At 38.3% G+C, this 12,244-nt stretch carries 11 protein-coding genes; 2 read left to right on the top strand and 9 right to left on the bottom strand.

What is annotated here, in order from left to right:
• Positions 1–135 precede the first annotated feature (135 nt).
• Both LV92_RS07220 and LV92_RS07225 read right to left on the bottom strand, forming a co-directional pair.
• Complete coding sequence (locus tag LV92_RS07220) at positions 136–1,017, bottom strand: PhzF family phenazine biosynthesis protein (protein ID WP_111622996.1); 882 nt, start codon at positions 1,015–1,017, stop codon at positions 136–138.
• A 62-nt stretch (positions 1,018–1,079) separates the two neighbouring features.
• Complete coding sequence (locus LV92_RS07225; RefSeq protein WP_111622997.1) at positions 1,080–1,610, bottom strand: sigma-70 family RNA polymerase sigma factor; 531 nt, start codon at positions 1,608–1,610, stop codon at positions 1,080–1,082.
• 177 nt (positions 1,611–1,787) lie between these two features.
• Between LV92_RS07225 and LV92_RS07230 the strand changes: the two genes are divergently transcribed.
• The gene (locus LV92_RS07230; protein WP_111622998.1) at positions 1,788–2,855 is read left to right on the top strand and encodes a tyrosine-type recombinase/integrase; all 1,068 of its coding nucleotides are present in this window, start codon (positions 1,788–1,790) and stop codon (positions 2,853–2,855) included.
• Between the two features lie 170 nt (positions 2,856–3,025).
• On the opposite strand, the gene rlmF is transcribed toward LV92_RS07230, so the two are convergent.
• Entirely contained in the window at positions 3,026–3,871 is an 846-nt protein-coding gene (rlmF, locus tag LV92_RS07235) for a 23S rRNA (adenine(1618)-N(6))-methyltransferase RlmF (protein WP_111622999.1), read from the bottom strand.
• A 245-nt stretch (positions 3,872–4,116) separates the two neighbouring features.
• On the opposite strand from rlmF, the gene LV92_RS07240 reads away from it, so the two are divergent.
• On the top strand, positions 4,117–4,500 hold the full coding sequence (locus LV92_RS07240; RefSeq protein WP_111623000.1) for an SRPBCC domain-containing protein: 384 nt from the start codon (positions 4,117–4,119) through the stop codon (positions 4,498–4,500).
• A 274-nt stretch (positions 4,501–4,774) separates the two neighbouring features.
• Here the strand turns inward: LV92_RS07240 and LV92_RS07245 are convergent, their stop codons facing one another.
• The 6 genes from LV92_RS07245 to LV92_RS07270 form a co-directional block, all read right to left on the bottom strand.
• Complete coding sequence (locus tag LV92_RS07245; RefSeq protein ID WP_211322940.1) at positions 4,775–6,178, bottom strand: sialate O-acetylesterase; 1,404 nt, start codon at positions 6,176–6,178, stop codon at positions 4,775–4,777.
• 206 nt (positions 6,179–6,384) lie between these two features.
• Complete coding sequence (locus tag LV92_RS07250; RefSeq protein WP_245946292.1) at positions 6,385–6,921, bottom strand: CIA30 family protein; 537 nt, start codon at positions 6,919–6,921, stop codon at positions 6,385–6,387.
• 97 nt (positions 6,922–7,018) lie between these two features.
• Positions 7,019–7,975, bottom strand: a complete 957-nt coding sequence (locus tag LV92_RS07255) for a c-type cytochrome (RefSeq protein ID WP_111623001.1) — start codon at positions 7,973–7,975, stop codon at positions 7,019–7,021.
• Positions 7,976–8,393: 418 nt separating this feature from the next.
• A complete protein-coding gene (locus tag LV92_RS07260; RefSeq protein ID WP_111623002.1) occupies positions 8,394–10,043 on the bottom strand; it encodes a SulP family inorganic anion transporter in 1,650 nt (549 codons plus the stop codon).
• A gap of 178 nt (positions 10,044–10,221) precedes the next feature.
• Positions 10,222–11,730 (bottom strand): hypothetical protein, encoded by a 1,509-nt coding sequence (locus LV92_RS07265; RefSeq protein WP_111623003.1) that lies wholly within the window; start codon positions 11,728–11,730, stop codon positions 10,222–10,224.
• Positions 11,731–11,792: 62 nt separating this feature from the next.
• On the bottom strand, positions 11,793–12,236 hold the full coding sequence (locus tag LV92_RS07270; protein ID WP_170126298.1) for a DUF4174 domain-containing protein: 444 nt from the start codon (positions 12,234–12,236) through the stop codon (positions 11,793–11,795).
• Positions 12,237–12,244: the final 8 nt, after the last annotated feature.

Here is a 12,244-nt window from a genome sequence, read left to right on the forward strand (position 1 = left end):
AACGGTTAGTATATGAAAAGTAGGCGATTTCGAAGCTCTAAACTTTCGGTTAAGCACAAAGTTTGACACGAGCCAAAACTCTTGATTTTACTGATATTTCGCCTACTTTTTATATACATTGTTATGTGCAGGCTTTTAGATGTTTATTTCAACCTCTAATTGTCTATTTAGTATTCCTTTTCCACCAGCCATTAAATCCTTTATTTTTTCGTCATCGATTCGTAATTTAACAATAATTAGACTTGGTGAAGGCTCTTTCATATATTTTCCTTGTTGAATGTTAAAACTTTTTTTCTTGATTTTTAAAATGTCAAATAAATAACATCCAAGTGGTCCAGCCGCCATTCCTGTTCCTGATTCTTCTAATATTCCATAACGAGGACCAAACATTCTTGAAGTAGCGTCATATTCTGTATCTGTAGAAAATAAATAGTAGCCAATTAAATCAAATTCATCACTAACCTTGCTTATCAAGTCAAAATCTGGAATTATATTCTTTAAAATCTCATTGCTTTTAACAGGAACGAGTATAAATGAATTTCCTGTGTTTACTAATTGGATTGGTGCATTTGGAATCAAGTCCGTTTTCTTTAATCCTAATGATTTTAGAATCACAGTTTCTTTGTGACTTACATCAGTATATTTTGGAGCCAATTGTTCCATAAATGCTAAATCACCAATTATTTCTATTTTTCGTTTCCCATCTATGGTTTCTTTTGAAGAACTATCATTTTTTAGAGCTCCTATTTGTTTTAAATAAGAAAATGTAGCCACAGTAGCGTGTCCACAATGTGCTATTTGTTTATTTGGAGTGAAGAAATCTAATTTAAAATCTTCCGTTTTAGATTTTGAAACAAAAGCAGTTTCTGATAAACCTACTTTTTTAGAAATCTCAAGTTTATTTTTATCAGATAATTCATCTGCATTTAAAACGACACCTGCTGGATTACCACCTTTACCGTTTTCTGCAAAAGCGTTAAGAATTTGTACGTTAATAACTTTTTTTGAACTGTCCATTTTTATTTTTTTATATGTTATATAAGATGGACGCTATTAGTTAGAAAAAGACGTAGTAAATTTTAATTATTTTCAAAATCTATTAATTTACCTGTACTATCCGATTCTACATTTGGGCAATCTAAAATGTTTTCTTTTAAAATTTCTTTAGCTTTTTGAACTCTTGATTTCGTCCCCGAATAAGAGATTTTTAAATGTTCTGCTAACTCTTTTTGTGAATAGTTTTTAAATGAAGTTAAAATAATTGCTTCTTTATGTTGGGAAGAAAGGTTTTCTATTTTTTGATTGATACAGTTTGTTAAATTTGAATAATCAAAATTATTAGTGTCTATTTCTGGAATATCTAAGTCATTTATTGATATATTACTATTTTTTACTTTTTTAAAATAATCAACAATACTATTTCTTGTAATTTGATAAACCCAAGATGTAAGTTTAGAAGTATGTTTTAATTGATGAATTTTAGTTTGAATTTTCAAAAAAACCTCTTGATGAATATCTTTTGACGTTTGTTCATCTTTTATTTTCTCCAAAATAAACTTATAAAGTTCTTCATTTAGGTCAATCCAAATAGTATTAATTTCAGTTTTCACAATTTTGGTTTTTTCAGCTTACACATAACACATATATATGTGTAATTAAAGGTTAAGATATAAAAATAATGGTATACCTCCTTAACTCCTATGCATAAATAGATAGGATGGTTTTTAAAAGTTGTCATTTTATATATCATTTTGTATCTTACAGTATATTGATATACCTAATGACGAATGGATTTTTCCCAATATACTTTTAAACCTGCTGTGCATCGAAACAAAGATGTAATATTGGTTATTTTTCCATTTAAACAGCATTTGGTACAACAATTTAGAGAACGCTTTACCTCTGCAAAATGGAGCAAAACCAATAAAGCTTGGTATCTACCAGATATACCCGCTGTTAGAAAAGCCTTGAATATAGAGCAGCGACCATTTATTACAAAACAACTTCCCAAAATAGCTCCTGTTAACCAAACTGCCCTAATACGGTATTATGATCAGCTTAGGTTAAAAGCGCTTAGTCCAAACACCATTCGGATCTATATTGCCGAATTTGTTCATTTACTTCAGTTGATCAAAAATTATCCTGTGGATGAGCTTACACCCAAAAAATTAAAGGATTATTTTCTCTATTGTGTTTACCAGGAAAAAATGGGGGAACGCAAAATGAACGGTAAAATAAATGCCATTAAATTTTATTTTGAAAAAGTATTATATAGGCCACAACTCTTTTTTGATATTCCGAGGCCTAAAAAACCGGTGACCTTACCTAAAATGTTGGCTAAGAGTGAAGTGGCGAAGTTGTTTAAACAGGTAGAAAATTTAAAACATCGCATTGCTCTGGAACTTTGCTATGGTTTGGGACTTAGGGTTTCAGAAGTCGTTGCTATTAAATTAAATGACATTGATAGCTCTAGAATGGTTGTGCATATTCGTAGTGCAAAAGGAAAGAAAGATAGGATGGTACCGCTACCCGTAACGCTATTGCCAAAACTCAGAAAGTATTATAGGGAATATAATCCCAAGGAGTATTTGCTTGAAGGCAGGTACGGGGGACAATATTCCAGGGGTAGCATACAGAAGGTATTTAAAGAGGCCATGAAAAGGGCAGGTATCAAAAAAAATATTGGGGTTCACGGCCTTAGGCACAGCTACGCAACCCACCTTTTGGAATCCGGTACCGATATGCGCTTTATCCAAGAACTTTTAGGACATAGTTCCATAAAGACCACGCAAGTGTATACTAAAGTAACACCACGTAGTCTTGCCAATATAGAGAGTCCGTTAGATTCACTATAATGCTACATTAAACGAAGGTTAAAGGTTAGTGAAGAACTATAGGATTTTGACTTGTGGGCCGCTTACTTAAACAAGACAGGGTTTAACTTATAACGAATAACAGTTGTTTTGGCGCTAGACTGTATATCCCTAATAACAAATCCAGATTATTTTAAAACGCGATAGTTTAGCTATCGAAAAGTCCAGGCCACAAACCTGCTCTTTTTATTGCCCTGTTCCATAGCTATCACCTTGACTGCTGTAGGCTGGGTCTTGTTAATGGCCCTTTTTATATTTTTCAGGTTTTCTTTTTGGGATACAATGGAGGTGAACCAATGTACCTGGTCTTGGAATTGCATGCTTTCCTCTGCCATCTTCTTTACAAATGTTTCCTCACCGCCCTTGTACCACAACTCGTTGGCCAAGCCCCCAAAATTTAGGCGTTCCCGGTCCTCCAATTGCAGGTTCCGCACCTTTCGCAGGTTTTGTTTTTCGGCATCTGTGCGGTTCTTAAAAAATGGGGGATTGCATACCACCACGTCGAACTCATCTCCGGGTTGAATTATATGTTCCAAAATGCTGTTTTTAAAACCTTGCTTCCTAAGGGCTATGTTGGCCAATACGCTGTTTCTGTCAATAATTTCCTGGGCATTTTTTAAAGCATCCAGATCTACCTCACTGGCCGCGCACTGCCAATGGAAGTGGCAGGTAGCCAAAATGGGATAGATAAGGTTGGCTCCGGTGCCAATGTCCAACAAACGGAGTGTGGGCTTCGGAATCAGGTCAGCTATATGCAAAAGGTAATCCAAGCGTCCAGGAATGGGGGGACAGAGATTCTGCTCCGGAATATCCCAATAGTCAAGTCCATAGTGTGCTTTTAACAGGGCTGTGTTCAATGCCCTTACTGCCAGAGGGTCTCCAAATTTTATGGTTTGGTTGCCATACTCATTTACAAAAACAAATTTCCTTAGTTCTGGGGAATGCCGAATAAGCAAATCAAAATCGTAGGCTTCGGAAAACGGATTTTTTGGATGCACGGGTATGGTTATTAAGAGGGCAAAGTTAGCAAAAGCTTATCTAAATCGACATTTCTTTCCTGGGGTACCACTTATTCTAAAAAGTTCAATGTCACAAGAGTCATTATATATTCTGTGGGCATGGGTATTGGGCAACAATAAATGGCTGTGGTTCATTATTGCCATAAAGAATTAAACTCGCCAAAAATTATTTAGTAAATTTAAGAATCGGGTTAGCTATTTAATCACACCAAAAAACCTCACCTATGGAATTTACCTTAAAAACAACATTTAATACCACGGCAAAACAAATTTATAAGGCATGGCTTAGTACCCAGGGACACACCAAAATGACCGGAGGGGAGGCCTTCGTTTCCGATAAGGTTGGTGATCCGTTTACCGCATGGGACGGGTATATTAAGGGAGAGAATCTAATTTTGGAACCCTACCATAAAATTGTGCAATCCTGGAGAAGTGATAATTTTAAAGAAAATGAGGATGATTCGCAAATTGAGGTGAGCCTGTTAGAAACAGATGGTGTTACCGAATTGACCTTGAAACATAGCAATGTTCCGGAAGATGGCGAACACTATATTCAGGGGTGGCAAGAGCATTATTTTGAACCTATGAAAGCGTATTTTGAATTTTAAGGAGTATTGAAAAGCACCGGATATATTTCATAGTATTCCAAAAGAAAATTGGGCGCAGGAAAACATAGAATTTTCTTGCGCCCAATAGTCTTAGATGTCATGGCCGTACCCTGAGCGGATTCGAAGGGTTGGACAAGCAAACAAACCGAAGGTTCATAAATAGCTTCAAATAACAAGCAGAAATCAATGAACTATATCGATGATTCGCGAAAACTGATACAAAACAATCGCTTGAGTAAAATGAAAGTATAAATTCAAAATATATTTTAATCAATTACTCCTCCCAAGTATCTGTCCTAAACGAGGAGGCAGGTAAGCCCTCCGTATTGAACAGGCTGCCAGCCTCACAATTCTTAAAGGCATACCTAACGGCGACGGGATTTGTAACCCCTTCTGCCCAAACACTAAGGCTCTTGTCCCCGTTAATTTTGGCCTCGGCAGGATGAAAAACTTTGTCCGCTCCCGCAATTTCAAGTCCTGTCAATGGCCGACCATAACTGGAGAGACCGTTCTCAACATAATCAAAGGACAACTTTACCTTGCCCTCTTTAATTTCGTCTATTTCTTTGTATACTGGACCACTATAGGCAATACCCTCCATACCGTAATCTTTGGCAAGTGCCCAAAGGGCCAATCTATCACCCACCAATTTCTTCTCCCTAGGGTGTATAAAATCGCAGTCCCCAATGTCCATAGTTACTGCCATTCCCGTATTTTCAACCGTTTTCATGGTGTACAATTGCGCTTCCCTAACATAGCCGGCATTACCACCGTCATAGCCATAAGGTGCAATTTGTACAAAGTAAAAGGGAAACTTGCCCTGTTGCCACTTTTCCCTCCAGGTGTTGATCATGGTGGGGAACAGTTGGGCGTATTCCTTGGCCTGGTTCCTGTTGGATTCCCCTTGGTACCAAATAGCTCCCTTAATGTTGTAGCCTATCAAAGGGTTGATCATGGCATTGTACAGTAGGGTAGGGGTTTGGTTTAGTCTTTCTTCTGGAAGTTTTTTCGGCAATTCTATGGTATTGAATTCGGAAAGCGTCTCCTTGTCCATCCAGGTTTCCACATTGGATCCGCCCCAGGAGGTATGAATCATGCCGATAGGAACATTTAAAAGGGTATTCAACTTTTTCCCAAAAAAGTAAGCGGTGGCACTAAAGTCCCTTACGGTGGCAGGGTTGGCTTCGGCCCATTGTCCTTCCACATTTTCCAATGGCTCCAGGCTGGTGGCCCTTTTTACAGTAAACAGGCGTATCTGATTGTTCTTGGAGTTTAAAATGGCTTCAGCACTGCCATCTATGGGTTGATTGTTAAACCCTTTTACAGGCATTTCCATGTTGGACTGACCGGAACAAAGCCAAACTTCCCCGATCATTACATTGTTGAGCGTCACTTCATTGCTGCCCTTTATGGCAAGTTTGTAGGGACCACCATAGGATGGTGTTTGGATCTTCAGTTTCCATCGTCCGTTGGCATTGGCAGTTGCGGTAGATTCTTTTCCCCAACTTCCTATTACCTTAATTTTAGCATTGGGTTTATCGGTTCCCCAAATGGAGACATTGCTATTTTGTTGTAAGACCATATGGTCCCCAAAAAAGGCAGGCAATTTAATTTGAGCGAAGGAGACTGTGGCAGTGCTCAACAGCAATGCCAATAATAAGGTTTTCAATATTTTCATAGTGATTTAAAATAATGTATTAGGTTGTTATTAAAATGTTCCTCAAAAGGTTTGGCTGGGATTTTCCTTTAGGCGATAGCACTCCGATAAATGTAACAAAATTTTTATGGTTTAAACTAAGGTCGAAATTTTATCAACGCTGCGCAGTGTTGCGAGTTGAAGTCCAATTATAATTAAATTGATTTTTTTATTTCCTAGGCTCAGGACTATAGTTGATCCAATGCTATTTTATCGAGCAACAATGTAAAGTTTTCGGTTCTTTTGTTCCCGATCAGGAAAACGATTTCCTCAATCTCATCTTTTGAAAAATTGGGCATGTCCAATTTCCTGCCCCGAAAGGAAGGATACATATCCTTGAGAGAAATTTTGACTTCTTCCCATTCCCCTGAAGTCGGGAAGGTAACGATATAGGAATAATAATTGCTGGAATCGTCCTTTACCCTAAACTGATATTTCTTGCCGTCGCCCTTAAGTTTAATGCTAATGTAACTGTCTTTGGTTACCTTTGTTTTATTGAAGCGGTAACGCACGGAAGAGAAGCCACCATTGTTTTCCAAAGATATTTCGCCTTTAAATAATCCGTGTCCATCAGCGCTCAAGCTAAAGTTGCCGACCGACAGGCCACCCATGACCCCATCATTCACAATTCTCCATTCCTTGATATTGGAATCTTTATTGAAATCGAAAATTATTTTTGAGGTCATAAGTGTCATAAAAACTAAAGTGGCCAAAAGATACTTCATAATTCACCTTTAAGGTAATTTACGACAACTTATGCTAAAGACCATATTTAGTTAGGGGACATAGTTTGCACAAGTCAAAAATTAGCCTTTACATTTTTTAGTAAATGGACCGCTCTACCTTGTTTTTTATAGGGGGTATGGACTGCAAGTATTCAAAAATGGCCCCAGCTTCATCATCGGTAAGTTGGGAATAGGGCAGCATCGGGTAGGTCAAGGCCTTCCCGCCTTTTATCTGCCCATATTTAAGTGCTTTGATAAAGTCTTCCCTGGTCCAATTCCCAATTCCGGTTTCCTTGTCCGGCGTAAGATTGGATGTCAGCATTACCCGGCCCTGCAAATCCAAAGGTTTATTGCCCCCTCCAAAATACCCATCACTTAATTCCGGATTTAAAAAATCGTTGGTTTTAAAGTCGGCCGAGTGACAGGAGAAACAATCAAGGTTATGCGCCAGATATTTGCCCAATTCTACAGAATCGTCCGCATTGGGTAAGGGAATTGCCTCAGTGGGCATTGGCAAGGGTTTAAAGGCAACCCTACAAAGTATTTTGGTCAATAAAGAGGGTTTTGGTGGAACATCCGGAGTGGGATCTGCTTTGACCATTGGGTGGTCCGATCTCAAAAACGAAATGACGGCATTAATATCTTCATCCGCCATACCTGGCAATTTCGCCATATAGGGAGGACTGTATTTTCCGTCTCTTTTTATTCCTGTTCTAAGGAGATATACCAGTTCGCCATCCGTCCACTCCCCAATGCCATAGGTCTTGTCCTGGGTAATGTTCTGGGAATAAATTTCTCCAAATTCCGGTGGGGCATCCATCATTTTTTGCCCGGTAAGTTTGTTGGTTCGATGGTTCAAATGGCAGCTGGCACATAACATAACGGCCAATTTTTCGCCCCTGGCTATAGCTTCGGGACTACTATTTACCTTGAAATCAATTTTTTCCACTTTATAGGAAGGAATATCGTTGGCACTAATAAAGATTACGGCAATTCCTATCAAGAGAACAATCAATCCTATGCTCACTCCTAAAATTTTTAAACCTTTTTTCATCTAAATAATTTTTAATTAAACAAAAGGGTATTTAAAATAAGAGGGGGAATTTTTACGGTTTCAATCAGTTATTTTCAGAATTATAAGCACACCAAAAACAGTCGCTATATTCTATAATAAAAATATAGAATTAGCTACTCAGGTAACAAGTTGCCTAATGTTTCCGAAGTCTAATCAAGTGAAAGAATTTAGTCATGGGTTGGTTTTTGGTTATTGCATTGGCCTAGCGCTAGTTTAAGTAATGCGACTTTTCACCATTACTACTAAAAGTAGTATTTTTTTTAATATCTATTTAAATTTTCTTTTGTAATAAACTAGTGCCCAAAGGGTTCTGTGGAAGAAAAGCCATTTTGGATTATAATCTTGGATTCATAGATATAGTCTTATTATTATAAGGGAACAGGAAGGTTGACTATAATTAATTGAAGGATTTGGCCTTTTCCAAAGCCTCAGTGATATGCTTTACGATATATTCTTCGTCCAATACCGAGAACATTTCATTCTTCTCAAAATCCTTTTTGGTCTCTTCGTTAATTCCGGATAGGATTACTTTTATTCCTTTGGCCCTATACGATTTTATGATTTCCTTTAAGCTCTGATACCCTGTGGCATCGATTATGGGAACATAACGCATTCTAATAATAATGACCTTGGGTTGTAAATGGGTATTGGATATGGTTTCCTGAAATTGTCTGGCCGCACCAAAAAATAAGGGTCCATTAATTTCATATAGCAGCACATTTTTAGGGAGCTCCAGTAGTTCATCGTCAAACAAATGTTCGTCGTTAATATTATCTGAAGTGATTTTTTCAACCAGTACTGCTTCGCTCATTCTTTTCATAAACATAAAACTGGAGAGTACAATTCCAATTTCAATGGCTATCACAAGATCAAAAATGACAGTAAGGAAGAAGGTGCTCAAAAGGATGATGATATCCATTCTATTTCCCTTTAAAATAGATCTAAATTGTCGCCATTCGCTCATATGATAGGCCACGACCATTAAAATTCCTGCAAGACAGGAAAGGGGTATCAACTTGGCATAGGGAGCAAACAAAAGCATTATAGATAACAGAACCACTGCGTGTACTATGCCCGCAATTGGGGTTCTACCCCCGTTTTTCACATTGGTGGCCGTTCTTGCTATGGCCCCTGTGGCGGGGATTCCCCCAAAGATGGCCGAGAATATATTGGCCCCGCCTTGGGCAATCAATTCCATATTGGAACGATGCTTACCGCCAATCATAGAGTCTGAAACTACGGCGGACAGTAGGGATTCTATACTGCCCAATAGGGCAATGGCAAAAGCGGGTTGTATAAGGGACTTTACTGTGGCATAATCCACATGGGGAAGGCTTGGCATGCTCAAATGATTTGGGATTTCCCCAAAATTGCTTTCAATGGTATCCACTGGAATTCCAAAAACCTGTACCACAATAGTCGAGAGAAGGATGGCAACTATGGAACCCGGTATTTTCTTTATCAACTTCTGAAAATAAAGGGTAATGATGACCGTCCCAGCAGCGATTGCAATGGCATACCCATTGATCTTGTCCATATTTTCAAAATAGACCACCCATTTATCTAAAAAGTCGGCCGGTACCTTAGCTATGTGAAGTCCAAAAAAATCATTGATCTGGGAAGAAAAAATAATCAGGGCTATACCACTGGTAAACCCTACGATCAGGGAATAAGGAATAAATTTTAATAAGTTTCCCAGGCGTGCAAGTCCCAGGCCGATGATGATAAATCCGGCCATAAAAGTGGCTATGGTAAGACCATTGATACCAAATTCCTGGACAATACCGTAGACAATTACGATAAAAGCTCCGGTTGGGCCTCCAATTTGGACTCGACTGCCACCAAGGACCGAAATTATTATCCCGGCAATTATGGCCGTAATTATTCCTTTTTCCGGCGATACTCCGGAGGCAATGGCAAAGGCGATTGCCAAAGGAAGGGCAACTATGCCCACGATTAATCCAGAAAGTACGTCTTTTGTAATGGTTTCCTTGGAAATTCCCTCTTTTAAAAGAGAAAATAACTTAGGAATAAACTCTTTATTCATGTTACCGTATTATGGTTTAGAACGGGCAATTTGAAAGAAGAAATATCTGTTGACCGTAAAAATTAGTATTAAACCATGTTAAAGATAGGATGATTTTTTATTCCAAGAAATCCTAACGCAGTTTTTGTATAATTTATCTATAAACATTTATTTGGATCCATGAATAAATGCTAATGGATTATGGAGTTGTTGATACGGTGGCGGTGGCATTTTTTTTAAGGTCTATGGTAATGTATGAATAGGGTAGCATACCATTGGACACCTTTGTACTGCTTGTTTTTTCTCCATTTACAAATAGAAACTCATGGGTGCCAGGTATTTTGGCGGTCCATTTTATTGTTTCCCCATTTATATTATGGGCTATGGTTTTAGTCCTTCCAAAATGTTCTACACCAATTTTATTGGATAGTAAGGGAACGTTGGACATTTCGGCCCATTCCAAATCTTTTTCTAACCTAGAATAGCTCACAAACCCATTAGTGGCGGCATCTGCCTCTATACCCATCAACCCTCGGGTTAAATGCTCTATTACGGTATAGGAATTCTCAGGATAGGCCCTTCGGGGATTTTGAACGCTGCACAAATTTATAATCATCTTGTTGGCCAGTTCCGATTTGCCATTTTCATAAAACATGATAGGCAAATAAGATTTTAGTTCCACAATTAATTTGTTGAAGTTGGCTTCGTATTTCCCTACCAAATTCAAAATTTTGGAATCGTCCTTAATAGCATCAAAATAGAATAAGTAATGCAGAAAAGCCTGATCTTTCCCTACCATAAAATAATCGAAGCTCCCATCGTCATAAAGAATAGAACGATATTCCTGCTTTTCGTTATCATACCAAAATTGATCTAGGAATTTCTGTTCCTGTTGGGCTTTCTCCAGGTATTCCGAAGATTGGGGCAGATCGCCCCTAAGTTGTAGCATTTCCGCGTAGGCCCTATAAGCGGCTACTATGGAAGCGGTCATATCTATTCCCAGCATTGTTTCCCCTCTTCCACCTTCATTATAGGAAGGGATTCCCCTTTTATTACCAAATCTGCTGCTCTCCGAATTGTCGGGTGCATACATGGATCGGTTTCTTTCCAGGGTTTCATCAGAACCTAAATCCCAGTGATCCAAATATTCGTTGAGACTTAATTCATAAAAATTTATCAGATCCGGGTTCTCCAAGTATTCTTTGTTTGCGGTCCATTTATAAAGTCGATTGGCAGTATAGGTAAGATCAAAGTTCGCAGGCAGGTTATACCAAAAATCTTGATCATTTTCGTAATCTACCGGGGCTGGTTTGTTATACCTGTTAATTTCCCAATAGGTACAGTAATCCTTTTCCTTACTGATGTTTTGGGCGAACTTTAGAAACATATTAAAATTATGTTTGCCCAATCCTAGAATTTCCGCACCAATTGCCTGGTGGGAAACATCCCGCATGCAAAACGCTTCCCGGTCTGGTAGGGCAGCCTCATACCAATAGCCTACCGGGTCAGTATCGTCATGGGCGTAGGACAGTGCCTTGCTTTTGGCCCAGTGGAAAGCCTTGTTCAATTCTTTATCGGAAGAAACGAATATTAGCTCCCTGGTAGGAGTTTCGGGCGATTTCTTAGGTTCATCATTGCAACTGCCCAATATTGCCCATAATAATAGTATTGGATAGTATTTTATTGTAGTGGAGGTACTTGTTTGCATTTTTTAGGTTTAATATCTGGTCTAGTGTTTGGTTCGGAGATTGTCCAAATCAATTTTTAAGCTTATCTATTCTGATTTTTGTTCAATTCTGCCCGCCTCATGGGCATGGAGTCTATGGTTCCAAAAAGTTCTTCGGTGGTAAGCAGTACGTTTTTTTGAAGTTTTATACCGCCATCCAGTCCGATCAATACTACTTTGAAATCCATATTTTTTCCAGCAAATTTATCGAATAGGACAGAAGAAGAAATCCATTCATTCTGTTCGGGATCAACGGGATCATTGACTAGGGCATAACGCTGTGGCAAAACATGATAGATCAGCATTTTTCTTTCCTTAAGTTCTTTTGGAAATTTATTGAATTCGGCTAATTGATTGTTATATTCCTTGGAATTCTCGTCCTGGGCCATGATTAGAACGACCCTGTTTTCCCATTGGTGCTTTTTTAGATCCTGTGCGTTCACATTGCTTATGATTAAGATTGCTATAAAAATGAAGAGTAGTCTCATGATGTTAA

It is taken from the genome of Arenibacter echinorum, from assembly GCF_003259375.1.
GTDB lineage: Bacteria > Bacteroidota > Bacteroidia > Flavobacteriales > Flavobacteriaceae > Arenibacter > Arenibacter echinorum.

What these genes read in the sequence shown, in the direction of transcription:
- LV92_RS07220 (WP_111622996.1), bottom strand. Translation starts at nt 1,017, where the DNA reads ATGGACAGTTCAAAAAAAGTTATTAACGTACAAATTCTTAACGCTTTT.
- LV92_RS07230 (WP_111622998.1), top strand. Translation starts at nt 1,788, where the DNA reads ATGGATTTTTCCCAATATACTTTTAAACCTGCTGTGCATCGAAACAAA.
- LV92_RS07240 (WP_111623000.1), top strand. Translation starts at nt 4,117, where the DNA reads ATGGAATTTACCTTAAAAACAACATTTAATACCACGGCAAAACAAATT.
- LV92_RS07245 (WP_211322940.1), bottom strand. Translation starts at nt 6,178, where the DNA reads ATGAAAATATTGAAAACCTTATTATTGGCATTGCTGTTGAGCACTGCC.
- LV92_RS07250 (WP_245946292.1), bottom strand. Translation starts at nt 6,921, where the DNA reads ATGAAGTATCTTTTGGCCACTTTAGTTTTTATGACACTTATGACCTCA.
- LV92_RS07255 (WP_111623001.1), bottom strand. Translation starts at nt 7,975, where the DNA reads ATGAAAAAAGGTTTAAAAATTTTAGGAGTGAGCATAGGATTGATTGTT.
- LV92_RS07260 (WP_111623002.1), bottom strand. Translation starts at nt 10,043, where the DNA reads ATGAATAAAGAGTTTATTCCTAAGTTATTTTCTCTTTTAAAAGAGGGA.
- LV92_RS07265 (WP_111623003.1), bottom strand. Translation starts at nt 11,730, where the DNA reads ATGCAAACAAGTACCTCCACTACAATAAAATACTATCCAATACTATTA.
- LV92_RS07270 (WP_170126298.1), bottom strand. Translation starts at nt 12,236, where the DNA reads ATGAGACTACTCTTCATTTTTATAGCAATCTTAATCATAAGCAATGTG.